This is a genomic window from Streptomyces sediminimaris, from assembly GCF_047049295.1.
Lineage (GTDB): Bacteria > Actinomycetota > Actinomycetes > Streptomycetales > Streptomycetaceae > Streptomyces > Streptomyces sediminimaris.
In genome coordinates this window covers 4,040,001-4,064,687 of record NZ_JBJWOT010000001.1, presented here as the reverse complement: position 1 = coordinate 4,064,687, position 24,687 = coordinate 4,040,001, and the positions used below count along the sequence as shown (strand labels likewise).

The following is a 24,687-nucleotide window of genomic DNA, read 5'->3' as shown; positions in this document are numbered from 1 at the left end:
CTTGAACCAAGTCACCCGCCCGCCCGATACCGTCTGCCCGCCGGGTCCGCCCGCCCGGCCTGCCCCGCCCGTCGCCGAGAGTGAGCGCGCGTCCGATGCCGTACCCCTACGTCCTGCTGTCCGCCGCCGTCTCCCTCGACGGCTACCTCGACGACACCGGTCCCGAACGCCTGCTGCTCTCCGGACCGGCCGACTTCGAGCGTGTGGACGAGGTGCGGGCGTCGGTCGACGCGATCCTCGTCGGCGCCGGGACCATCCGCGCCGACAACCCGCGGCTGCTGGTCAACTCGCCCAGGCGCCGGGCCGCCCGGGTCGCGGCGGGGCGGTCGGAGTACCCGCTCAAGGTGACCGTCAGCGGCTCCGGCGAGCTGGATCCGGACGCCGTTTTCTGGCACACCGGCGGCGACAGGCTCCTGTACACGACCGACAAGGGCGCCGAACGCGCCCGCGCGCTCGGCCTCGCCGCCGGCGTCGTCGCGCTCGGCCCCGGCCTCGACTGGCGCGGGCTCCTCGCGCACCTGCACGACGAACGGGGCGTGCGACGCCTGATGGTCGAGGGCGGCGGCACGATCCACACCCAGCTCCTGCAGCAGGGCCTCGCCGACGAGCTCCAGCTCGTCCTCGCCCCCCTCTTCGTCGGCGACCCGGAAGCGCCCCGCCTCTTCGGCCCCGGCGCCTACCAGGGCGGGCGTCTGCGTCTGACGGAGACGCGGCGGATCGAGGACGTCGTCCTCATGCGCTACGAGCCCACCGCCCCCGGCGCCGGCCCGCTGCCCACCGCCGCCGACCACCACTGGCTGGCCCTCGCCTGCGAGCTCGCGGCCCTGTGCCCGCCCTCCCGTACGGCCTTCAGCGTGGGCGCGGTGATCGTCGCCGCCGACGGCACGGAACTCGCCCGCGGCCACTCCCGTGAGGGCGGCGACCCCGTCGTGCACGCCGAGGAGGCGGCCCTGGCCAAGCTCGGCCCGGCCGATCCGAGGCTGGCGTCGGCCACGGTCTACACCAGCCTGGAGCCCTGTACCCGCCGGGCGTCCCGGCCGAAGCCCTGCGCCCGGCTGATCCTCGACGCGGGCGTACGGCGGGTGGTCACGGCGTGGCGGGAGCCGGACACCTTCGTCGCGGGCGCGGACGGCAGCGGCCTGCTGGCGGCGCGCGGCGTCGAGGTGGTCGTACTCGAAGAGCACCGGGAGCGGGCCGAGGCGCCGAACCGTCATCTGCCGGGCTTCTGAGCCGTGGCGTGGACGGCCCCGCGGATGGCGTATGCTGATGACACACCGACGCGGGGTGGAGCAGCTCGGTAGCTCGCTGGGCTCATAACCCAGAGGTCGCAGGTTCAAATCCTGTCCCCGCTACTCAAGGCTCAGGGCCGAAGTCCGGAAACGGATTTCGGCCCTGAGCGTTTCCCGGGGCCTCCTGTCCGCAACGGCGTCCCGTGAGGCTGTCCCGTGAGGCCGTCCTGTGGGGCCGTCACGTGAGGCCGTGACGTGTGGTGACCGGGCGACCGCTTTCCGCATAACGACTGACACACCGTCAGGGCGGGCGGAGCGATCGAGGCGAGGTCAACTCGCCCGTTTTCTGCCGCTCTTGGTCCCTACGTCCGGGCCAAGAAGCGTTAATGATCAAGCGGAACGGCTTGGAATCGGTACCCCGGGTCTATTAACGTTCGATAACGCAGCGCGGTCGTCCCAGCCGTCACAAGAGGCGGCTCCGTGCGCACGCGCCGAATCCCGCAAGGGAACCGGGGAACCACCACCCAGGGGTGAATCGCGTGGATGCCGCCGTGAAGCCACGGCTGCTGTACGCGCGTAGGAGACCTTCCTGCTCCGAACCCGTCAGCTAACCCGGTAGGCGAGAAGGAAGGAAAGGAGCGCGCCCACGTGGCGTCCAACCCGCCTGCCCCGGCAGCACCGTTCGTGCCGAGCACCGAGCCCTTCGGCTTCGCCGGTCCCTCCGAGGAGGGTCCGTGGGAGGAGTGGAACCCCACCGAGGAGTCCCTCCGTCCCGTTCGCGGCCGGCACCGTGTCGCCAAGCAGCGTGGCGGCGGGCTCGCCCGCAGCTCCACGGTTCTCGGTGTCGGCGTCATAGCGGCCGTCGGCGCGGGCGGCATGGCCAGCGCGAACACCGGCAAGCCGCCGGTCTCCATCTCCATGCCCGACCTGGGCTCCGTCGGCCACATGTTCGGCGGCTCCTCCGACGCCGCCAAGGGCTCGGCCACCGCGCTCAGCACCGTCGGAGTGACCACCGAGGAGACCGAGCAGGGCGCCCAGGACGCCGGTGAGGCGCTGCGCGACCGCATCATGGCGCAGGCCGAGAGCCAGCAGGTCCAGGTGGACAGCAAGGCCCAGACCGTCACCGAGGCCGCCATCGCGCGGCAGGCCGAGGCCGCCGCCGCCAAGGCGGAGAAGGACGCCGCGGCCAAGGCCGCCGCCGCCAAGGAGAAGGCCGAGGCCGCCGCCAAGAAGGCCGCCGAGGCCGCGCGGCTGGCCGAACTGGCCAAGGAGTACCGCCTTCCGGTCGTGTCCTACACGATCACCGGCACCTTCGGGCAGGCCGGCTCCATGTGGTCCTCCGGCTACCACACGGGCCTCGACTTCGCCGCTCCCACGGGCACGCTCATCAAGGCCGTCCACAGCGGCACCGTCACCCAGGCCGGCTGGGCCGGCTCCTACGGCTACCGCACGGTCCTGACCCTCGACGACGGCACGGAGCTGTGGTTCTGCCACCAGTCGTCGATCAGCGTGAGCGTGGGCCAGAAGGTCAGCACGGGCGAGGTCATCGGACGGGTCGGCGCCACGGGCAACGTGACCGGGCCCCACCTCCACCTCGAGGTCCACCCGAACGGCCAGGCCCAGGCCGTCGACCCGATGACCTGGCTGCGCGGCAAGGGCCTCAACCCCTGAGCCAGGCCACTGTCCGAGGACGGACCCACGGCGCCCCGGTGACCGGGGTCGCCCCGGCCCGGCCCGGCCCGGCCCGACCCGGCGCCGGCTCTCAGGACTGGTACGGGTTGTACGGGGTGTACGGCTTGTACGCGGTGTACGGCTTGTACGCGGTGTACGGCGTCGCCGGGTACCCGTACGTCCCGTACGCGCCGTACGCGCCGTAGGTCCCGTACGCCGGCCATGGCGGCGCGACCGCCGGTGCCGCGGGCGCCGTGGCACGCGCGGCGTAGTCCAGCGCCGGACGTGCCACGTCACGCCGCCGCCACAGCTCGAACAGCAACTCCCGTTCCCTGACGACGAAGTCCTCCCCGGCCCGGCCGCGCCGGCCCCGGTGCCGCAGGAAGGCCAGTGAGGTCGCGTACGCCTCGTACTGGGTGACCTGGCGTGCCGCGGGCCGGCCGCCGTGGTGGGCGGCGTAGTCGCGGGCCAGCCGGCGGGCCCGCATCGAGCCGAGGACGTAGGGTTCGGCGGGGGAGAGCCAGCCGGCGACGGCGTAGGCGGGCAGTTCCTCGCGCACGGTGCGCAGTTCGCGCTGGCGCGTCCAGATCACCAGCCAGGTCAGCAGGCCGAACGCCGGGACCATGAAGGCGGCGTAGACGGCGAAGAACCCGTACTCGCCGAAGGTCGACGAGCCGTTCCAGATCGCGTGCATGGCCATCGCGAGCAGCAGGCCGGAGAGCGGGACCAGGACCCGCCGCAGACGCCGGCGCTCCGGCGAGAGCGCGGCGAGGCCGAAGCCGATGCCGGTCAGGACGGTGAAGAGCGGGTGGGCGAACGGCGACATGATGACGCGGACGAAGAACGTCGCGGCGGTGACGGAGGCGATGCCGCGTTCCCCGGTGAGCTGGTCGGTGCCGAAGGCGGTGCCCAGATAGAGGATGTTCTCGGTGAACGCGAAGCCGGTGGCGGTGACACCGGCGATGACCACGCCGTCGACGATCCCGGTGAAGTCCCGTCTGCGGAACAGGAAGACGAGGAGGACGGCGGCCGCCTTCGCCGACTCCTCGACGATGGGCGCTATCACGGTCGCACCGAGGGTGTCGGCACTGGACGGATCGGCCGTCGCGGTCTCTATCCATCTCGTGGCGAAGCTGTTGGCGACGATCGCTATCAGCGCCGCCGCACAGGCTCCCCAGGCGAAGGCGAACAGCAGGTTGCGCCAGGGGCCGGGGGCGACGCGGTCGAGCCAGCGGAAGGCGGCTATGAGCAGGGGCACGGGCAGCACGGCCAGCCCCAGCCCGACCAGGAATCCCTCGGTGCCGGTCTGCTCGCGCACCAGGGCCAGGATGACGAGCCCGGAGAGCGCGAGAAGAGTGCTGAGCGCCGCGTACCGCACCCATCCGCACTGCCACCAGTGGGCGGGCCCGAGCGCACCACCGGCCGGACCGCCGGGCTGCGGCGGATGCGTCGGGTACGGGGGACTGGTGGCCACGGCATTGACCCTAACGAGGCAGGGCGCCGCCCGCGACGGTACGTCGGATGGCCCGTACGGCCGAAGGGGGGTTCAGGCGCCGGCGGGGGGGTGGAGGTGGTGCTGTGCGCGACGGAAGAGCAGGTCGTTCACGACATGTCCCTTCTCCAGACCCTGGCTCTCGAAACGGGTCAGCGGCCGGAAGCCGGGACGCGGCGCGAAACCACCGTCCGCCTGTGTGTTCTCGAACGCGGGGTGTGCGGTGAGCACCTCGAGCATCTGTTCGGCGTACGGTTCCCAGTCGGTCGCGCAGTGCACGATGCCGCCGGGTCCGACGCGGGCCGCCACGAGGTCGAGGAACTCCGGCTGGATCAGCCGCCGCTTGTGGTGCCGCTTCTTGGGCCAGGGGTCGGGGAAGTACACACGCAGCCCGTCCAGCGAGTCCGGACGGAGCATCTCGCGCAGCAGGATGATGGCGTCGCCGTTGCCCACCCGGACGTTGGTGAGCCCGCTGCGGTCGGCGAGGTTGAGCAGATGGCCCTGGCCCGGGGTGTGCACGTCCACGGCGAGGACGTTCGTCCCAGGGTCCGCGGCGGCCATCCGCGCGGTCGCCTCGCCCATCCCGAAACCGATCTCGAGCACGACGCGACGGGTGTTGCCGAACAGCTCGGCGAGGTCGATCGGCCCCCGCCCGTCGATGTCCAGTCCCCACTTCGGCCACAGCCGCTGCAGCGCGTCCGCCTGCCCGGCGGTCACCCGGCTGCGGCGCGGCTGGAAGCTCCGGATCCGCCGCTCGAAATGCGCTCCCGCGGGGTCGGCCTTCGGCCCGTCGGGAAACCGCGGCTCCCCCTTCGCCCTGGTGTGCCTGACGGACGCGCCGGGGGCGGGCGCGTGCTCGCCCGGCTGACCGGGGGCGGGAGCGGCGGGCCGGGGGACTTCGGAGGCATTGAGCGAGTCAGACACAGTGGAGCCGATTTTACGGGGGCGACGGGGCCGGCGGCAGCGACGGCTCTGTGGCACAGGGCACGCTCCGGACCGTCCAGAGCATCACAGCGCGCCTTCTTCAGACCGTCCCGAGCATCACAGCGCGCCTTCTTCAGACCGTCCAAAGCATCACCAGCGCGCCCTCCTCGCACTGTCCCGAGCGTCGTCAGGGCTCTCCTCCGACTGTCCCGAGCGTCGTCAGGGCTCTCCTCCTCTCCTCAGACCGTCCCGAGCATCGACAGCGCTCTCCTGGCCACCTCCCGTCCGATCGGGAGCGACGCGGTCGCCGCGGGCGAGGGCGCGTTCAGCACGTGGACGGCCCGTGCGCCCTCCTTGATCAGGAAGTCGTCCACCAGTGACCCGTCCCGCAGGACGGCCTGCGCCCGCACCCCCGCGTCCGTGGGCACCAGATCGTCCTTCTCGATCGCGGGCAGCAATCTGCGCACCGCCGCCGTGAACGCCGCCTTGGACAGCGACCGCCGCATCTCCCCCGTGCCATAGCGCCAGTGCCGCCGCGCCATCCGCCACGCCCCGGGCCACCCGAGCGTCCCGGCCACCTCGCGCGGCCGTACGACACCCCATCCGTATCCCTCGCGGGCGAGGGCCGGCACCGCGTTGGGCCCGATGTGCACGCCCCCGTCGATCCCGCGCGTGAGGTGCACCCCGAGGAACGGGAACGCCGGGTCCGGCACCGGATACACCAGCCCCCGCACCAGCCCGGGCCGCGCCAGCTCGTAGTACTCCCCGCGGAAGGGCACGATCCGCATCTCCGGGTCGTCCCCGGTCAGCCGCGCCACCTCGTCGCAGTACAGCCCGGCACAGTTCACCAGCACCCGCGCCCGTACGACGTCGCCGGCCCGCGTGCGCACCGCGACCCCGAGCTCCGGCCGCCGGTCGATCCGCTCGGCCCGCGCCCCGTAGCGGATGTCCGCCCCGGACGCCTCGGCGAGCTGCCGGGCCACGCCCACGAAGTCGCACACGCCGGTCGTCCCGACGTGGATCGCGGCAAGGCCGCGCACCTCCGGCTCGTACTCCTCGATCTGGGAGCCGCCCAGCTCGCGCACCGGTATGCCGTTCTCCCGGCCGCGCTGCACCAGGGCGTGCAGCCGGGGCAGCTCCTCCCGCCGCGTGGCGACGATGAGCTTGCCGGTGACGGCGTGCGCGATGCCGTACTCGGCGCAGAACTTCACCATCTCGGCGGCGCCCCGCACCGCGTACCGCGCCTTGAGCGAGCCGGGCCGGTAGTAGATCCCGCTGTGGATGACCCCGCTGTTGCGCCCCGTCTGGTGGCGGGCCGGCCCCGGCTCCTTCTCCAGCACCGTCACCCGGGTCCCCGGCGCGGCACGCGTGATCGCGAACGCCGTCGACAGCCCGACGATCCCGCCACCGATCACCAGCACGTCGCAGTCGTACGCGATCTCCGCCCGCACCTGCACCACCTCCGCATCCGATAGTGCACTGCGCCACTGACAGTCACTTCAAACGCGGGACCGCGGAGGGCGGCGCACCTCACGCCGGCGCCATCAGCAGCGGCCTGGCCCGCTCCCTCAGCTCCACCACCCGCGGCTCGTCCCCGTAGGGCTCCAGCCGGTGCAGGAGATCCTTCACGTACTCGGTGGTGCGGGCCGAGGAGATGCGCCCCGCGACCTCCACCGCCCGCACGCCCTGCTCGCAGGCGGCGTCGAGGTTGCCGGACTCCAGCTCCGCGACGGCCGAGACGACCAGCCGCAGCCCGTGCGACCGTACGAACTCCTCCGTCGGTTTCGACAGCGCCTGCTCCGTGAAGCGGCGCACCTGACGCGGAGCCTTCAGGTCCCGATAGCACTCGGCCGCGTCCGCGGCGAACCGGTCGTAGGAGTAGAAGCCGAGCCAGCTCGGGTCGTTGTCGCCCTCCCGGGACCGCTCCAGCCACCCTTCCGCGGCCTTCAGCGCGGCGCCCGCGGCCTGCGCGTCACTCGCGCGCGCGTGGGCGCGTGCCTCGACGAGGCGGAAGAAGCTCATGGTGCGGGCGGTCGCCAGGCCCCGGTTGCGCTCCAGGGCGGCCTGCGCGAGGTCGACGCCCTCGTCGCCGAAGCCGCGGTACGTCGCCTGCAGCGACATCGATGCCAGCACATAGCCCCCGAGGGGGACGTCGGCCGCCGCGCGCGCGAGGCGCAGCGCCTGGATGTAGTACCGCTGCGCGGCCTCCTGCTGGCCCGTGTCGAAGGCCATCCACCCGGCCAGGCGCGTGAGTTCGGCCGAGGCACCGAACAGTGCCCGCCCCACCTCGTCCGAGTACGAGCCGAGCAGCAGCGGTGCCGCCTCCACCCGTAAGCATTCCGGCACCATGGACGAACGCCAGTCGCCGCCTCCGTACTTGGAGTCCCAGCGCCTGGCGTCCTCTGCGGCCTCCCGCAGCTTCTGCACGTCACTGTGGCCGACTTTGAGCGGTGCGCCCGAACCCTCGGCGGGGTTCGCCTCGCGCGCCACCGAGCTGTCGGCCGGTGTTATCAGCCATCGCGAGGCGGGGGTCGCGTACGCGCTTACTGCGAACGATCCGGCCAGCGACTGCCAGATGCCACCGGAGCCGGCCCGGCGCCCGGCGAGGTCGAGGCGGTACAGCTCCGTCGCCGACCGCACCGCCTGTCCTACGTCCCTGGGAAAGGCGAGCCCGACTTCGGGCGCGGGATCCGCGTCCGCCAGGCCGATCTCGTGGAGCGGCACCGGGCGGCCGAGCTTCTGGCCGATCGCGGCGGCGATGAGATGCGGCGCGGCGCCCTGCGGCACCATGCCCTTCGAAACCCAGCGCGCCACCGAGGTCTTGTCGTAGCGAAGTGTCAACCCGCGTTGAGCGCCAAGATCGTTGACGCGTCGCGCGAGGCCTGCGTTGCTGATTCCCGCGAGGGCGAGAACGGCGCCGAGTTTCTCGTTCGGCCCGCGTTGCTCCCTGGACATGCGCCACCCCTCGACACAGACGGCTGCCGCGCTGGCATAACCACGCGGCATTCGTAAACCCAGCGTAGTTCGCCGCATCCCAAGCGTTAAGGGGCATAACTCCGGATGGCGGGATTGTGGTCCGCGCGGAAGTGCGGGTCCGATACGCGCAGTTGCGCCGTGCCCCCGCTGTGTGGCCGTGCGCCCGCCCGTGCGCTCTTCTCCGGCCACCCGGGGAGCGCTTCCATGGATGGTGCGTGGGTCGGCCCGCTGTACTGGATCCAGTGGGCTGGGGGACACCGCCGCCACCATCCCCGCGGGCGGCGGACGGGCCCGGGGGGCGAACTCCGTCTCCCGGGCTGCGCGCGCGTGACGCGCCGCGCAGGGCCTGTACGGAGCGTGTCGACGCCTGCGCCTCCGCCCGGTATTTGGCCGAAAATCGACCCCGTGTTCCCCGCGCAAATACCGCCCTCACCATGGAACTTGACGGCGCGAAGGGCGTTCTCGGGGAGCGTTCCGGGGGCGCATTCGCGTCGCAGCGGCCCTGTCGCGTACGGGTGTTCCCCCGCTCGCAAGGGTGAGCGCCCCGGCGCGTTCCGGGGAGCACAAGCCGCCCCAGGGCCCCTCCAGCGTGCGCCCTTCATGGCAGCATGGGGAACCAGTTCGTACGGTGCACTGGTTGTCCACAGCCTGTGGAGGCGTCGATGCGGTGGTTGGTGGGGTGGAGCAGCACCGCAGCGGGGGCTTTGGATTTCGCCTCCGCAGGGGCCACCGGAGACGCCGGCGAGACCCTGCACCCGGTGGGCTCCCAGCTCCTGTGGGGCGACCCCGACCCCCTCTGGGCGGTCGGCGACTGGCGCCCCGACGAGGTGCGGGTGGTGAAGGCCGACGCGCAGACCCGGATCGCGGTCCTCGGCACCTGCGCGGCCTCCGACGAGCAACTGCGCGTCGGGCTGTTCGCCGCGCGCGGAGGCGCCCTGAGGCATCTGACGGCATGGCCGGGCAGCTACACGGCGATCGTCCAGGTCGGCCGCAGGATCACCGTCTGCGGCGATCTCGCGGGCGCCCGCCCCGTCTTCTACACGCCCTGGGCGGACGGCACGGCCTACGCCACGGCTGCCCTCCCGCTCGCCGACCTCATCGAGGCCAACCTCGACTTCGGCCACCTCGCCGCGCTGCTGGCCGCCCCCGACGTGCCGGCCGCGCTGCACGACTCCACGCCCTACGACGGCGTGCGCCGCGTACCGCCGGGGCACGCACTGATCCTGCGCACCGGAGCGCGCGAGATCGCCGGTTACGAGCCGGTCGCCTCCCTCGCGGTGGCGGCGCCCTCGGCGGACCCGGACAGCGCGGTGGACGCCGTGCGCGACGCCCTGGTGGACGCGGTACGCGCGCGTCTGTCGGCGCCCAGGCACGTCCCCGGGACCGACATGGACCCCGGCCCGGTGCCCGGCATGGGCCCGGCGGAGCGGCGTGCCGCACGCGGGATGCCGGTCGCGGGCATCGGCGCGGATCTCTCCGGCGGCCCGGCCTCCGGCACCCTGGCGCTGCTCGCCGCGGGCCTGCCCGGGATGCCGGGTACGGTCCTGGGCCACGGCACGGGCGCGGGGGAGCGCCTGCTGGCGGTCACCTTCAACGACCTGGCGGTCGGCGGCCGGGAGGCCGAACTGGAGCGGGCGGGAGACCTCGCGGCCAACCCGCGGCTGCACCACGTGGTGGTGACCGGCGGCGAGGAGGCGCTCCCGTACGCCGAACTGGACGGCCCGCTGACCGACGAACCGGGCCAGTGCCTGGTCACGGCGGCGCGGCACCGGGCGCGGCTGGCCTCGGGCAGCGCCGACCACTTCACGGGCTACGGCGCCCGCCAGGTCCTGGACGCCCACCCGGCGCGCCTGGCCGACCTCCTGATGGACCGCAAGCGCCGCCACCTCGTACGTCCCGTGGCCGCGCTCGCCAAGGCGGACGGCTCGGTGATGGTCCCCGCGCGCGTGTACGGAGCGGCCCGCCGACTGGCCCGCACCCCCTACCGCGCGGGCCTGGAATCGCTCGCCGACCGTCTGCTGCAGCGCCGTTTCGACGAGCCCGGGGGCCCCGTCGGAGCGTCCCTGGCGGCCCTCGCATGGGCCAGACCGGGCCCCGCGGCACGCTGGCTGACCGGCGAGGCCCTGGCTGAAGTATCGGTTCGCCTGCAGGCGTCCACGGGTCGCTCGGGCGTGGGTCCCGGCCAGCGTCCCGGCGACTACCGCGCGCGTGCGGCCCTGGCCCGCCACGCGGCGGACCTGCGCGTCCTGGAGCAGGCGGCCGAGATCCGCTCGCAGCGGCTGCACGCGCCCTTCCTCGACAACCAGGTCGTACGCGCCTGCCAGACCCTTCCGGAGGCCCTGCGCGTCCAGCCGGGTGCCCGGGCCGCCATCCTGCGCACGGTCCTGGAGGGCGCCGGCGTCAGCGACCTCCCGCCCGGCTGGGGCGCCCCCTCCCACGCCTCGGCCGCCGTGGCGGCCCGCACCGGCCTCCGGGTGGCCGCCGACTCCCTGATGGCCCTCTTCGACACCCCGCTCCTGGCGGAGGCGGGCCTGGTCGAGGCCCGCACGGTCCGCAAAGCCCTCCGCGCGGCGGCGGCCGGCGAACCCCTCCCCCTGGACGGTCTCGCCGACCTGGTCTCCCTCGAACTCTGGCTGCGCCGCCTCCTGGCCCGCCGAGGCACCTGCTGGACAGGCACCCCGGCCCGCCAGAGGGCGGTACCGGCGGGGATCCATCCGCAGAGGGGGGCGCTGGCCTCCGGCGGGGGAGCGGGGGTCGCGTAGACGGGGCCGGATCGCTGCGGTTCGGATGGATGCAGGCGGATGCAGGCGGATGCAGGCGGAGGCAGGCGGAGACAGGCGGAGGCAGGCGGAGACAGGCGGAGGCAGGCGGAGACAGGCGGTCATGGCGCGGGACGGCTTCCCGGGCCGGACCGATTCCCCGTGGGAGTCGGCGCTCTCGGCGCAGCGGCAGGGGCGGCGCGCCCGAAACCACCCGCCGCGGTGAAACCCCGTGCCGCGGTGAAACCCCGTGCCGCGGTGAAACCCCGTGCCGCGGTGAAACCCCGTGCCGCGGTGAAACCCCGTGCCGCGGTGAAACCCCGTGCCGCGGTGAAACCCCGTGCCGCGGTGAAACCCCGTGCCGCGGTGAAACCCCGTGCCGCGGTGAAACCCCGTGCCGCGGTGAAACCCCGTGCCGCGGTGAAACCCCGTGCCGCGGTGAAACCCCGTGCCGCGGTGAAACCCCGTGCCGCGCTCCCGCCTCCCCGGCGACAATGACCCGGTGCGGTACAAGATCCTGGGCGTCACCCAGGCCGAGGACGATCACGGCACAGCCGTGCCCGTTCCCGGCCCCCGCCTCCGCACCCTCCTCACCGCCCTCGCGCTCCGGCCGGGCCGGATCACCACGCCCGACACCCTCATCGACGAGATCTGGTCGGACACCCCGCCCCACGACGCCCCCGCCGCCCTCCAGGCCCTGATCGCCCGCCTCCGCCGCGCCCTGGGCAGGGACACGATCACCTCCGCCCCCGGCGGCTACCGCCTGGAGGCGACGGAGGAGGACGTGGACCTGTTCGTCTTCGAGCGACTGGTGCGGCAGGGCACGACGGCCCTGGACCGGGCCGATCCGCGGACCGCGGCGCACACCCTGGCACAGGCCCTCGCCCTGTACCGCGGTCCCGCCCTCGCCGACCTCCCCGACCGCACCGCCGCGACCCGCGCGGAGGCCCTGCACCTCGAGGCGACCCGCGCCCGCCTCGACGCCGACCTGCGCCTGGGCCGCGCGCACGCCGCCGTTCCGGCCCTGAGGGAGCTGACCACGGCGTACCCGTACGACGAGCCGCTGCACGCCCTCCTCATCCGCGCCCTGCGCGACACGGGCCGCACCGCGGACGCCCTCGCCGCGTACGAGACCGCGCGCCGCGCGCTGGCCGAGGGCCTGGGCACCGACCCGGGCCACGGGCTGCGCGCCCTGCACCACGAACTGCTCGCCCCGCCCCCGCAGGCACCCCGGCCAGAGGGCCCGCGCCCCTCCGCGCACCCGCCGGCCGCCGACCCGGCCCGCACCGGCAACCTCCGTCCGCGCCTTACCTCTTTCGTGGGCCGGGAACCCGAACTCGACGCCATTCGTTCCGAATTGCACAGGGCGAGACTCGTCACCCTGACCGGTCCCGGCGGCTCCGGCAAGACCCGCCTCGCCGAGGAGGCCGCCGCCGGGCTTCCGCAGGCGTGGCTGGTCGAGCTGGCCCCGCTCGACCGGCCGGAGGCGGTGCCAGGAGCGGTGGTCAGCGCGCTCGGTCTGCGCGAGACCGTGCTGATGACCACCGAACTGACGGCCCCGCAGGACGACCCGGTCGCCCTGCTCGTCGAGTACTGCGCCCCGCGCAGCCAGCTCCTGATCCTCGACAACTGCGAACATGTCGTCGAAGCGGCGGCCACCCTCGCCGAGACGCTGCTCACCCGCTGCCCCGGCCTCACGGTCCTCGCCACCAGCCGTGAACCCCTGGGCGTCCCCGGCGAGTCGGTGCGACCGGTCGAACCCCTCGTCCCGGAGCAGGCGCTGCGCCTCTTCGAGGACCGAGCCCGCGCCGTCCGTCCCGACGCGCAGGCCTTGCTGCGCGACCGGGAGGCGGTGGCCGAGATCTGCCGCCGCCTGGACGGCCTGCCGCTCGCCATCGAGCTGGCCGCGGCCCGGCTGCGGCTGCTCACGCCGCGGCAGATCGCCGACCGGCTCGACGACCGCTTCCGCCTGCTCACCTCGGGCAGCCGTACGGCCCTGCCCCGCCAGCAGACCCTGCGCGCGGTCGTCGACTGGTCCTGGGAACTGCTCGACGAGCGGGAGCGCACGGTGCTGCGCGAGGTCTCCGTGTTCGCCGGCGGCTGGGACCTCGCGGCGGCGGAGGCCGTGTGCACCGGCCCGGCGGCCGACCTCGTCGGGGCGCTCGTCGACAAGTCCCTGATCGTGGCCACCCCGCACGCCACCGGTACGCCGTACGACCGGGACGGCTCCGGTACGCCGTACGACCGGGACGGCTCCAGCGCGTCGTACGACCGGGACGGATCCGCCGGCATGCGGTACCGCATGCTGGAGACCATCCACGAGTACGCCGTGGAGCGTGCCGCCGAAGTCCCCCAGGTGCGCGCCGAGGCCGAGCGCCGGCATCGCGCGTGGGCGCGGGCGCTGGTGGAGAAGGCCGAGCCGCTGCTGCGCTCCGCCGACCAACTCCCGTGGATCTCCCGCCTGGAGACGGAGCTGGACAACATCCGTGCGGCTTTCCACCGCGCGGTCGCCTGCGGCGACGAGGAGGAGGCCGGGGCCCTCGCGCTGAACATGGGCTGGTTCTGCTGGCTGCGCAACTACCGCCCCGAGGCCATCGACTGGCTGGACCGCATCCTGCGCCTGGGCGCGACCCTGGACGCGCACTCCGCCGCCGTGGACGGGCACTCTGCTGCCGTGGACGGGCACTCCGCCGCCGCGGACGGGCAGCGCACTGCCGCGGACGGGGCCGCCGCGGGAGACGGCCGTCCCGCCCTCTCGGACGGGCAGTCCGTCATCTCGGACGGGCAGTCCGCCGCCCCGGACCGGCAGTCCGCCGTCCCGGGCGGGCGTCCCGCCGCCTCATCCCTCACCGCCGGTCGGACGAACGTCCCGGTCGACCCGCGCGTCCCGGTCGACCGGCCCGCCGCGATCGAGCCGCCCGCCCCGATCGAGCCGTCCACCCCGATCGAGCCGTCCACCCCGATCGACCCCGTGGACGCCTTCCTCGCCGCCCCGCACGGTGAATCGGACCACCCGCGGCACGCCCTGCGGATGAACCTCCGGATGCTGCACGTGTTCCTCAGGTCGGACACCGAGCGGATGGACGAGGGTGCCCTGGACGACCGGATGCGTGAGTACATCACCCGGCTGCGGGACCACTTCGCGCGGGGCGGTCCGGACGCGGCCCGCCTGCCGGGCATCGCCTGGCCGCTGGCCACGTACGTCCTCGGCTCGGCGGACGCCCGCGCCGCCCTGGACGAAACGGTGGCCAACTGCCGTGTGCACGGCGACGACTGGGCGGTCGGCGTGTCCCTGATGTTCCGCACACACATGGCCGTCGACTCACCGGGCGGCCTGAAGGGCGTCGACGAGGACCTCGCGGAGCTCAGGTTGCTGAGCCGCCGCGTCGGCGACCGCTGGATGCGCGCCCAGGTGTGCAGCGCGGCCGGTGAGGCCGCGATGGCCCGCAGCAGGCTGGAGGAGGCCAGGGGCGAGTACGAGGAGGCCCTGCGGCTCGCCTACGAGGTGGGGGCGTACGCCGAGACGCCGTTCCTGATGGCCCGGCTCGCCGAGATCGCCTACCGCGCGGGCGACCGTGCGAGCGCCCTGCGCGGGCTGGACGAGGCGACCACTGCCGCCGACCGGTACGGCGTGCCGGACACCAGGGCGTTCCTGCTGCTGATGCGTGCCCAGCTCGCGCTGGACGAGAAGGACACCGCCCGCGCGCGGGAGATGGCCGACGCGGCGCGCGTGGAGACCGGGCGCGGGACACCGCCGCCGCAGTTCATGGTGATGCTGAGCGCGGTCGACACCATGGTGACGGTCGCCGAGACCGGCCCGGAGCGTGGTCTGCCGAAGCTGGCGCTCACCATCCGCGAGGCGGTGGACCAGCGGTGCGCCGACGTGATCACGGCGACCCTCGTGGACACCGCGGCGGTCCTGCTGTCCGATCTCGGGGACCATCCGCGCGCGGTCCGCCTGCTCGCCGCCGGAGAGAACTGGCGTGACGGTGCGCCGCGCCCCATGCCGGAGCGCGCCGAGGCCGAACGCGCCGAGACGGCCGCCCGCGCCGCGCTGAGCGCCGAGGAGTACGCCGCGGAGTCCGCCCGGGGCAGACCCCTCACCGTCGAGGCGGTCCTCGCCGAACTCGACGCGGCCGTGCGCGCCCGCCGGTGAACCACGACGGGTGGACAACATGTAGGTGGACTACGAGCGGGTGGACTACGGCCGGGTGGACTACGGCCGGGTGGACTACGGCCGGTGGACTGCGACCGGGTGGACTGCGAGCAGGTCGACTACGAGCAGCTGAACCTCGACTCGGCCCAGTCCGCCAGCGTCAGGGAGTCGAAGCCGCTCCGTGGCGAGACGACCAGCCGTACGGTCCTGTGCCCGGCCAGGTTCACATGGACCGGGACAGCGGGGTCGCCGCCCCGGAGCATCCCGGACCGCCACAGCGGGACACCGTCGGCGTAGACGGAGAAGGAGACCGTGCCGAGCCCCAGGGTCATGTCGTCGACGCCCACCACGGCGTCGTAGCTGGAGCAGGTGCGGTTGAGGTCGATCGTGACGGAGGAATCGCCGTGCACGGTCACGCCGCGCGCGTAGCGCTTGCCGGCGATCGACATGCCGTACCGCTGCCAGACCCAGCTGCTCCCGCCGAGCCGCATCTCCGGCTTCGTGCCGTCGCCGTTGAGGTCGTAGGCCAGCGTGCTCCACTCGTAGACCACCGGGGCCGGTGGGGGAGTCGGCGTCGGCGTGGGGGTGGGCTTCGGGCTCGGTCTCGGCTTCGGCTCGGGTGTGGCGGACGGCTTCGGGGTGTGCTTCGGCCGGGTGGTCGGTGCCGGAGCCGGTACCGACCGGGAAGCCGACACCGGAACCACCGGCGGCTTCGGCGCGGGCTTCTTCTTCGGCGGCGCGGGCTTCGGCGACGCCGGACGGACGGACGGCGTGGAGACCGGCGGCTTGGCGTCCTGCTTCCTGGCCGGGGCGTCGCCGCCGGACAGCGCGAGGGCGACGGCCACGCCCGCCGCGGCGACCACGGCGGCCGCGGCGAGGCCGGCCTTCGCCGGCGCGCCGAGCCCTTCGGAGACCGCCGCGCCACCGGCGCCCGCGCCGCCGGACGAACCGCCGCCCGCCGCCGCGGCCGCGCCCGCCGCGCCTGCTCCCGTGCCGCCGGCGATGAGCGCGGCCGCCTTGGCGTACCCGGCGGCACCGAACCAGCCGATGACCGCGACCGGCACGACACCGGGGATACCTCCCGCGACTTCCTTGATCTGCCCCGCGGCCAGACGGCACTTGGCGCACTCCTCCAGGTGCTTGCGCAGCCCCCGCTCGGCACGCGTGCGCAGTCCGCCGCGGGCGTAGGCGCCGAGCCGGTCGGCGTAGCGGGCGCACTCCTCGTCGTCGGCGAGCGCGGCGCTGACGTGGGCCTGGAGATAGGCCTGCTTCAGGCCCTCGCGGGCACGGCTGGCGAGCACGCGGGTGCCGTTGGCGTCCAGCCCGAAGAGCGTGGCGACGGCGCTCGGCGACTCGTCCTCGACCTCGGTGTGCCACAGCACGGCCTGCCAGCGTTCGGGCAGCGACCGGAAGGCCTGCATGGCCATGGACTGCTCGGCCACCTGCATCGCGCGCACGTCCGCGCCGAGTTCGAGTGTGTCGTCGTCGGAGACCTCCGAGGAGCGCGCGGCCTGCGCGGCGAAGACGGCGAAGTCGTCGACCAGCTGCTCCCGCCTGGCGGACTTCGTCCAGCTCGCGGCCACGCGCCGGACGCTGGTGAGCAGATACGCGCGTACGGCGTGCTCCGGGCCGTGACCGCCGCGTACGGCCTGGAGCATGCGGGCGAGGACCTCGGCCGTGAGGTCGTCCGCGGTGTGGGCGTCGCGGCAGCAGGTGCGGGCGTAACGGCGCACGGCGTCCGCGTGGCGCCGGTACAGCTCCTCGTACGCCGTGTCGTCGCCGGAGCGCATCCGGACGATCAGGTCGGCGTCGGACGGCGGGAAATCCCTCGGCGGGGGCAGGACGCTGTCCTCGTGCAGGTCGCGCTGCGCCGGGACGGTGCCCTCGGCCGGATCGGCCGGATCGGCCGATCCGGCGGGCCTGCCGGGCCCGGCGGATCCGAGGGGTCCCGCGGTTCCGACCGGCCCGGTCGTTCCGAGCGGCCCGGCGGGCTCGCCGCCCTGCATGGGAATGACGGTCTCCGGGGGGCCGCCCGCCTTGGGCGTGCCCGCCCTTCCGCCCTGACTCGGCACCTGCGGCGGCCCGCCGGCCTCCTCGTCACCGTCGTCCGGCGACTCGTCCCGCCCGTCAACGCTCATCGCGGAACGCCCCTGCCGCCGCCCGACCCACCAGTCACGAACACCGGGTCAGAGTGCCATATTGGATTTTGTTCAGGACCCCGCAAGGCGGACCATCCACCCGTCCGTGGGGACTTGTCGTGCGGTAGTACTGGGCGTCCCCTATTCGGGGAAGGCTCGTTCGACGTTCAGCAGACGGCAGTTGGGCGGCATGCCGGACGTCCCCGGCGGTCGGCCGGCAGGGAAGCCTCACCGGCGTCGGACGGCCCACAGCCGCCCGGGCGCCTGGTCGTCCCGACGCCCGGTGGCCCCGGCGCCCGCAGGCCGCGGGGCCGCGCGGGGCCGCGCGGCGATCGCACCCCTGCCCCCGCGTCCCCGCCCCATCGCCACCGTGTCCGCGCCTCGCGTCAGGCGGGCCGCGACCGCAGCCCCTCGAGCAGGATGTCCAGCAGCCGTGCCGAGGCGGCCGCCTGCTGTGCCGGGTCCGGCAGCGAGGGGGCCGCCGTGGCGATGACCAGCAGGACGTCCGACACCGACACATCGGCCCGCAGCTCACCGGCCGCGCGCGCCCGCTCCACGAGCCGGCCCACGACCTCGAGCAGCGCGCCCGCGCCCGTGTCGTCCTCGTCCACGGCCTTCGAAGCGCCCTCGGAGACCAGCCGCAGCTCGCCGGAGCCGGGCTGTATCCGCTGCTGCGGCACCCGGGCCTCGTCGAACACCGTGCCGTCGGAGCGCCTGCCGCCGTCGTCGGTGACCGAGACCCGCAGCACCTGCGGCGGCAGCAGCCGCCCGGCGCCCGAGGCCACCGAGGTCCGCAGGAAGCGCGAGAGCGCCGACCACGGCTCGTCCTCCTGGCCGAGCGCCGCCCTGGCCTGCTCCGTCAGCCGGGAGGTCTCCTCCTCGGCTATCCGCCGCACCAGGACGTCCTTGCTCGGGAACCGCCGGTACACGGTCCCCACACCCACCCTCGCCCGCCGCGCCACGTCCTCCATCGGTGCGCCGTAGCCCAGTTCGCCGAAGACCTCCCGCGCGGCGCGCAGGACGTGCTCCAGATTGCGCTGTGCGTCCACGCGCAGCGGCGCCGTACGCGATCCGTCCCCGCGTCCGTCGCTCGCCGCAGCGTTCACCATGCCGCCCGCCGTCAGCGCGGACGCGGACGACCAATGAGAGTCCTGAACATGCATAAGCGTTCCCCCGGTAATGACGTCTCCCCCCGGAGACTCTCCCCGCCATCGGTTGGCCGGAGCGCGGGAACATGCCCGGTTCACCGGCCCGCCCCTCGCGGACCCGGTGAGCGATGAGCGCATCCCCCTACACCCCGTCGACACACGAACATAGTTGAGCGGGGGTCAATTCAGAAGGGGCAGGTTCCGCACAGAGCGCCCCCCGATCGGAGCACGGGCCGCATACGTCCCGATTGCGCCCCCCAAGGTCACCAGGCGCACACCCGCTGACCTGCGGCGCTTCCGGGCACTCGGGCAATTCGGCCAACTCTGGGCGTCCTGGGCCCGCGGTCACACAAATTGTCGGGGCTGTGGACAAACTCAAGCGCCGGGTGCGTCATGGGATGGTGAAGGAACGTGCGCGCATTCTCGTTGTCGGCGGCGGCTACGTCGGGATGTACACGGCCCTGCGCCTGCAACAGAGGCTGAAACAGGAACTGCGGCGGGGCGAGGCCGACATCACCGTCGTCACTCCGGACCCGTACATGACGTATCAGCCCTTCCTTCCCGAGGCGGCGGCCGGGGCCATCTCGCCGCGCCACGTCGTCGTGCCGCTGCGCCGCGTCCTGAAGCACTGCCACGTCGTCGTCGGCGAGGTGCGGTCGATCCAGCACGCCAAGCGGACCGCCACCCTCACCACACTCGCCACCGAGGAGGAGGGCGCGGGCCCGGAGCAGCTGACGTACGACGAACTCGTCCTGGCGCCCGGCTCGATCTCGCGCACCCTGCCGATCCCGGGCCTCGCCGAGCACGGCATCGGCTTCAAGTCGGTCGAGGAGGCCATCGGCCTGCGCAACCACGTCATCGAGCAGATGGACATCGCCTCCTCCACCCGCGACCCCGAGATCCGCGACGCGGCGCTCACCTTCGTCTTCGTCGGCGGCGGATTCGCCGGGGTCGAGGCGCTCGGCGAACTCGAGGACATGGCGCGCTACGCGACCCGCTACTACCACAACGTGCAGCCCGAGGACATGAAATGGATCCTCGTGGAGGCATCGGACCGCGTCCTGCCCGAGGTCGGCGAGGAGATGGGCCGCTACACGGTCACCGAACTGCGCCGCCGCAACATCGACGTACGCCTGCACACGCGCCTGGAGTCCTGCGCGGACCGGGTAGTAGTGCTCAGCGACGGCGCCCGCTTCCCGACCCGCACGGTCGTCTGGACGGCCGGCGTGAAGCCCCATCCACTCCTCGCCGCGACCGACCTGCCCCGCGACGGCCGGGGCCGGCTGAGATGCACCCCGCAGCTGACCGTCGACGGCGCCACGCACGCGTGGGCGGCGGGGGACGCGGCCGCCGTCCCCGACGTCACCGCGGCCGGACCGGACGCGACGACGGCCCCCAACGCCCAGCACGCGGTCCGCCAGGCCGGACTCCTCGGCGACAACATCGCGCACGCGCTGCGCGGCGAGCCGCTGGAGACGTACTCCCACAAGTACGTCGGCTCGGTCGCCTCCCTCGGCCTGCACAAGGGCGTCGCCCACCTCTACGGGCGCAAGCTGAAGGGCTACCCTGCGTGGTTCATGCACCGCGTCTACCACCTCAGCAGGGTGCCCACCTACAACCGCAAGGCCCGCGTCCTGGCCGAATGGACGCTCTCGGGCCTCTTCAAGCGGGAGATCGTCTCCCTCGGGTCACTCGAACACCCGCGGGCGGAGTTCGAACTCGCGGCCGGTGCAAAGCCTCCGTCCGACCCCTCCGGCGACCCGAAGGGGTCGTCCTGACCGGACCCAGGAACTCCGCCGACCGGGTGAACGTCCCACGGATGTCGCCCCGGTAGGCAACACTGCCAGACTGACCCCGCCCCATGGGCGAGCAGACGCTCGCCCCCGCACCCAGAGGCTCTTCCCATCGTGCTGCATCCCGGGGGCGTCGCCCCCCAGCCCTCCGGCCGGGTCCGGAGCCGGTCCAAGACGCCGAAGACGACGACACGAGGCAAGGATTCGTGAACTTCACGCGCTGGAGCGCCCGGCTCCCCGGAACGCAGCGCCGCACCGCGGGGCGGAGCGACCACACGATCGCCCCCGACCGGCCGGCCGAGACCGCGAGCGCCGTCCCCGCGGCCCGCGCCGAACGGCTCACCGACGCGCACGCGCCCGTGCCGGCCGTCGACGACCTCCCCGTCCGCGAGGTCCTCGACCGCGTCCCCGCCCTCGTCGCCCTGGTCCACGGCCCCGACCACCGCGTCGCCTACGTCAACGACGCCTATGTGGCGGCCTTCGGCGTACGCCCCCTGGGCGAGCCCACCCGCGACGCGCTCCCGGAACTCGACGCACTGGGCCTGCTCCCGCTCCTCGACCAGGTCCTGCGCAGCGGCAGACCCCGCACCCTGAAGTCCCGCAAGGCCCCCGACGGCCGCTCCTACACCTTCACCTGCACCCCGGTCACCGAGGGGGACGACGCCGGCGTGCTGGTCTTCGCCACCGACGTCACCGACCACGCCGAAGCCGCCGAACGCCTCCGCGCCAGCGAACGCAGCCAGCGCGAGACGGCGGTCACGCTCCAGCGCTCGCTGCTGCCCCAGGAGCTGGAACAGCCCGACGACCTGCGCATCGCGGCCACCTACCAGCCCGGCGGCACGGAGGCCGCGGTCGGCGGCGACTGGTACGACGTCATCACCCTCGGCGGCGGCCGCACGGCCCTGGTCATCGGCGACGTGATGGGCAGGGGGGTCCGCGCCGCGGCCGTCATGGGCCAGCTCCGCACGGCGGTCCGCGCCTACGCCCGCCTCGACCTGCCCCCGCACGAGATCCTGCAGCTCCTGGACGGCCTCGCCGCCGAGATCGACGCCAACCAGATCGCCACCTGCGTCTACGCCATCCACGACCCGAACGAGGGCCGCCTGGTGTACGCCTCCGCCGGCCACCTGCCGATCCTGGTCCGCGACGACAGCGGCACGGTCCTGCGCGCCGACGAACCCACCGGCCCGCCGCTCGGCACGGGCGGCTGGATGCACGCCTCGGGCTCGGTCCCGCTGGGCCCCGGCGCCACGGCCGTGCTCTACACCGACGGCCTGGTCGAACGCAGGGACGAGGACCTGGACGAGGGCATCGCCTCCCTGGAGCGGGCCCTCGCGGGCGCGACGGGCACGCCCCAGGTCGTCTGCGACCGCCTGGTCCGCTCGGCGGGCGTCACCGCGGACCACGACGACGACGTCGCCGTCCTCGTCCTCCAGCACCCGGCCCGCACCGGCCCGGACAGCGACCTGTTCCGCAACGCCGCCCTGGAGCTCCTCGGCGGCGTCGAAGCGGCCCCACGCGCGCGTGCGTTCGCCTCCGGGGTGCTGACGAGCTGGCGGTTCCCGTCCGAGCTGCACGACCTGGGCGTGCTGGCGGCGAGCGAACTGGTCGCCAACTCCCTCCAGCACGGCACACCCCCCATGCGCCTGCGCCTGCGCCGTACCGACCGCCGCCTGATCATCGAGGTCACCGACGGGGACGACCACCTCCCCCGCCGGCGCCGCGCGGAGCCGGTCGACGAGTCCGGCAGGGGCATCGCGATCGTCGCGACCATCGCCGGCAACTGGGGGTCGCGGCGCACGCCGGGGGGTGGAAAGGCCGTCTGGTGCGAGTTCGTCCTGCCGAGGAGCGCGGGCTGAGCGCCGCCTACGCCTCCGCGGCCACCGGTTCCGCGGGCGCCCCACCACGCGCGACCACCCGGCTCCGCACCGACCACGGCTGATCCTGTACGGCGGTGAGCCGCCGCCCCAGCCGCAGGGCGAGGGCGGTGATGCCCAGCGAGAACAGCAGGAACGTCACGACGTACGGCGCGTGCAGCGAGGCCCCCATCGGCCCGCCGACGGCCGGCCCCACGGCCAGCGCCAGCTGCTTCACCAGGGCGAAGGCGGAGTTGTACTGCCCGGCCATCCCGCTCGGGGCGAGATCGGCGACCAGCGGGGCGACGGTCGGCGACAGCATCGCCTCCCCCAGCCCGAACAGCGCGTACGTCGACACGAACGCCGCCGTCGCCATCTCCCGGCTGCCGTGCCCCAGCCCGGCGTACCCGGCCGCGATCCACGCCACGGCCCAGATCAGCCCGACCCCGGCGATCACCCGCGACCGCCGGCGCCGCTCGACGAACCGCAGCACGGCGAACTGCGCGACGACGATCATCAGCGTGTTGGCGGCCAGCGCGGTGCCCAGCGCGGACGTCGAGATCCCGGCGGCCTCGACGCCGTAGGCGCTCAGCCCCGACTCGAACTGCCCGTAGCAGGCGAAGAACAGCACGAAGCCCAGCACGCACAGCTGCACCATGGCCCGGTTCCCGAGCAGCTGCTGCCAGCTGCCCCTGGCCGACGGGGCGGGCGCACCCGCGATCCGCGGCGCCCTCGGCACGCGCACGGTCGCCATCACGCCGACGAGCAGCAGGAAGACCGCGGCCTCGATCGAGAACAGCAGGGTGAAGGAGTCGACGCGCGTAGCGTCGACGAGACGGCCGCCGATGAGGCCGCCGACGCCGAGCCCGAGGTTCTGCAGGAAGAACTGCACGGCGAAGGCGCGCGAGCGCGTGTCGGCCGTGGAACAGTCCACGATCATCGTCGCGAGCGCGGGCTGCATCACGGCCTGACCGGCGCCGAGCGCGGCCGCCGACAGCAGTACGGCCGTCCGGGTCCCCGCCAGTCCCAGGCTCATCGCTCCTACGGCAGCCGTGGCCAGGGCGGCGAGCAGGACCGGCCGGGGACCGCGCCGGACGATGGCGCGCCCGGCGAACGGCAGCACGACCAGCGCGGCCACGGCGAAGACGGCGAGGACGAGCCCCGCCGTCATGGCTCCAAGGCCCCGCACCTGCGCCACGTAGACGTACAGGTACGGGACGGTGAAGCCGAGCCCGAACGCGCTGAGTGCGTTACCCACGTGGATCCGGCGCATCGCTGCGCCCATCGCCCTGGTCACGTTCACCTCTCTCACGAGTTAGGAATGAAGACTTAGAAGCTAAAGTTCAATCCTAAAGAGTACACATTCAAGGACTTCGAGGCAAAGGAGGCGCGTGTCATACTGCGCCCATGGCCGAGACCCCCGGCGTCACGGAGCCGACCCTCGAAGAGCAGATCGCCGCATACCAGCGGGAGTTCCAGGACCTCGATCCCCAGGTCGAGAAGATCGTCTCGGCACTCTCCCGGCTGAACCGCCGCATGAACGTCGCCTACGGCCGCCAGACCGCCGCGCTCGGCATCAGCAACGCCGAGTGGGAGGTCCTCAAGGCGCTGGTGCTCTCCGGCGCCCCCTATCGCCTGGGTCCGAGCGACCTCGCCAAGCGCCTCGGTCTGACACCGGCCGCGATGACCCACCGGATCGACCGCATGGTCGGTGAGGGACTGGTGACCCGCGAGCGGGACGAGTCCAACCGCGTCCGGGTGATCGTGGAGCTGACCGCGGACGGCCGCGAGAAGTGGCTGGAGGCGATGCGCCTCGCCACGGTCTTCGAGGAGGACCTCCTCCAGGACCTCTCCCAGGAGGACCGCACCGCCCTGGGCGAGGTCCTCACCCGCCTCCTGCGCCGGGTGGAGCACGCCCAGCCGGATGCCGGCGGACGCCTCACCGACCTGGACTGAGGCCCCAAGAAAAGATCTTGACACCGAGCGCTTGACAGGCCCTCTGTGGATCCGTAAAGTTCTTCGGGTTGCCACGGGGCCGTAACGGTTCTCCGGCAGCACCTCCCGCCGCGTCAGCGGCAAACCTAACCAAAGCACGATCTCCCACTCGGGTTGATTTCGGCGTGCCCGAATTCATTTCCACGTGGGACTGGGCGGCCCGATTGGGAATCGCCGAGCGGATCAGCTAAGGTTTGAGACGTCGGAACGGCCCAACGGCCGGGAAGGCAACCCCCTCTGACTGGGAATCAGACGCCGAAAGGTTCTGATAGAGTCGGGAACGCAAGACCGAAGGGAAGCGCCCGGAGGAAAGCCCGAGAGGGTGAGTACGAAGGAAGCGTCCGTTCCTTGAGAACTCAACAGCGTGCCAAAAGTCAACGCCAGATATGTTGATACCCCGTCTCCGGCCATACGGTCGGGGCGAGGTTCCTTTGAAAAAATACACAGCGAGGACGCTGTGTGCGGGGGGATTATTCCTCCTCTCGCACCGCTCTCGTGTGTGTCGCCCCGATGACGGGGAAGCATTCACGGAGAGTTTGATCCTGGCTCA

Annotated in this window: 14 protein-coding genes, 1 tRNA gene, 1 rRNA gene and 1 riboswitch (1 of these 17 cut by a window edge); of the genes, 9 read left to right on the top strand and 7 right to left on the bottom strand. The window is 73.4% G+C overall.

Features of this window, described 5'->3' with window-relative positions:
- The first annotated feature begins 95 nt into the window (after nt 1-95).
- From ACJ9NR_RS18750 to ACJ9NR_RS18740, 3 genes are all read left to right on the top strand, one after another.
- The gene (locus tag ACJ9NR_RS18750; RefSeq protein ID WP_412488722.1) at nt 96-1,229 is read left to right on the top strand and encodes a dihydrofolate reductase family protein; all 1,134 of its coding nucleotides are present in this window, start codon (nt 96-98) and stop codon (nt 1,227-1,229) included.
- A gap of 49 nt (nt 1,230-1,278) precedes the next feature.
- Nucleotides 1,279-1,352: transfer RNA gene (locus ACJ9NR_RS18745), tRNA-Met, on the top strand.
- A 356-nt stretch (nt 1,353-1,708) separates the two neighbouring features.
- Nucleotides 1,709-1,865, top strand: a riboswitch (cyclic di-AMP (ydaO/yuaA leader).
- Between the two features lie 12 nt (nt 1,866-1,877).
- A complete protein-coding gene (locus ACJ9NR_RS18740; RefSeq protein ID WP_412488721.1) occupies nt 1,878-2,900 on the top strand; it encodes a M23 family metallopeptidase in 1,023 nt (340 codons plus the stop codon).
- A 91-nt stretch (nt 2,901-2,991) separates the two neighbouring features.
- On the opposite strand, the gene ACJ9NR_RS18735 is transcribed toward ACJ9NR_RS18740, so the two are convergent.
- From ACJ9NR_RS18735 to ACJ9NR_RS18720, 4 genes are all read right to left on the bottom strand, one after another.
- The gene (locus ACJ9NR_RS18735; RefSeq protein ID WP_412488720.1) at nt 2,992-4,374 is read right to left on the bottom strand and encodes a PrsW family intramembrane metalloprotease; all 1,383 of its coding nucleotides are present in this window, start codon (nt 4,372-4,374) and stop codon (nt 2,992-2,994) included.
- A 72-nt stretch (nt 4,375-4,446) separates the two neighbouring features.
- Nucleotides 4,447-5,316 carry a tRNA (guanosine(46)-N7)-methyltransferase TrmB gene (trmB, locus tag ACJ9NR_RS18730; protein ID WP_412488719.1) on the bottom strand — a complete coding sequence of 290 codons (870 nt, stop codon included), beginning with the start codon at nt 5,314-5,316 and terminating at the stop codon, nt 4,447-4,449.
- A gap of 239 nt (nt 5,317-5,555) precedes the next feature.
- On the bottom strand, nt 5,556-6,776 hold the full coding sequence (lhgO, locus tag ACJ9NR_RS18725; protein ID WP_412488718.1) for an L-2-hydroxyglutarate oxidase: 1,221 nt from the start codon (nt 6,774-6,776) through the stop codon (nt 5,556-5,558).
- 70 nt (nt 6,777-6,846) lie between these two features.
- A complete protein-coding gene (locus tag ACJ9NR_RS18720) occupies nt 6,847-8,271 on the bottom strand; it encodes an NsdA family TPR-like regulatory protein (protein ID WP_412488717.1) in 1,425 nt (474 codons plus the stop codon).
- A gap of 683 nt (nt 8,272-8,954) precedes the next feature.
- On the opposite strand from ACJ9NR_RS18720, the gene ACJ9NR_RS18715 reads away from it, so the two are divergent.
- Both ACJ9NR_RS18715 and ACJ9NR_RS18710 read left to right on the top strand, forming a co-directional pair.
- A complete protein-coding gene (locus tag ACJ9NR_RS18715; RefSeq protein WP_412488716.1) occupies nt 8,955-11,054 on the top strand; it encodes an asparagine synthase-related protein in 2,100 nt (699 codons plus the stop codon).
- Nucleotides 11,055-11,553: 499 nt separating this feature from the next.
- Nucleotides 11,554-15,207 carry an ATP-binding protein gene (locus tag ACJ9NR_RS18710; protein ID WP_412488715.1) on the top strand — a complete coding sequence of 1,218 codons (3,654 nt, stop codon included), beginning with the start codon at nt 11,554-11,556 and terminating at the stop codon, nt 15,205-15,207.
- 119 nt (nt 15,208-15,326) lie between these two features.
- Here ACJ9NR_RS18710 and ACJ9NR_RS18705 read toward each other — a convergent pair whose 3' ends face one another.
- Together ACJ9NR_RS18705 and ACJ9NR_RS18700 are read right to left on the bottom strand one after the other, a co-directional pair.
- Nucleotides 15,327-17,345, bottom strand: coding sequence for a sigma-70 family RNA polymerase sigma factor (locus ACJ9NR_RS18705; protein ID WP_412488714.1), 2,019 nt, complete (start codon nt 17,343-17,345; stop codon nt 15,327-15,329).
- Nucleotides 17,346-17,731: 386 nt separating this feature from the next.
- Nucleotides 17,732-18,508, bottom strand: coding sequence for a TetR/AcrR family transcriptional regulator (locus ACJ9NR_RS18700; RefSeq protein WP_412488713.1), 777 nt, complete (start codon nt 18,506-18,508; stop codon nt 17,732-17,734).
- 383 nt (nt 18,509-18,891) lie between these two features.
- Here ACJ9NR_RS18700 and ACJ9NR_RS18695 point away from each other — a divergent pair, with 383 nt between their 5' ends.
- Together ACJ9NR_RS18695 and ACJ9NR_RS18690 are read left to right on the top strand one after the other, a co-directional pair.
- Nucleotides 18,892-20,271 (top strand): NAD(P)/FAD-dependent oxidoreductase, encoded by a 1,380-nt coding sequence (locus ACJ9NR_RS18695; RefSeq protein ID WP_412488712.1) that lies wholly within the window; start codon nt 18,892-18,894, stop codon nt 20,269-20,271.
- A gap of 221 nt (nt 20,272-20,492) precedes the next feature.
- Nucleotides 20,493-22,145 carry an ATP-binding SpoIIE family protein phosphatase gene (locus ACJ9NR_RS18690; RefSeq protein WP_412488711.1) on the top strand — a complete coding sequence of 551 codons (1,653 nt, stop codon included), beginning with the start codon at nt 20,493-20,495 and terminating at the stop codon, nt 22,143-22,145.
- A gap of 7 nt (nt 22,146-22,152) precedes the next feature.
- Here ACJ9NR_RS18690 and ACJ9NR_RS18685 read toward each other — a convergent pair whose 3' ends face one another.
- On the bottom strand, nt 22,153-23,427 hold the full coding sequence (locus tag ACJ9NR_RS18685) for an MFS transporter (protein WP_412488869.1): 1,275 nt from the start codon (nt 23,425-23,427) through the stop codon (nt 22,153-22,155).
- A 122-nt stretch (nt 23,428-23,549) separates the two neighbouring features.
- Here ACJ9NR_RS18685 and ACJ9NR_RS18680 point away from each other — a divergent pair, with 122 nt between their 5' ends.
- Together ACJ9NR_RS18680 and ACJ9NR_RS18675 are read left to right on the top strand one after the other, a co-directional pair.
- Complete coding sequence (locus ACJ9NR_RS18680) at nt 23,550-24,098, top strand: MarR family winged helix-turn-helix transcriptional regulator (RefSeq protein ID WP_412488710.1); 549 nt, start codon at nt 23,550-23,552, stop codon at nt 24,096-24,098.
- 563 nt (nt 24,099-24,661) lie between these two features.
- Nucleotides 24,662-24,687 (top strand): 16S ribosomal RNA (locus ACJ9NR_RS18675) (it continues 1,500 nt past the right edge of the window).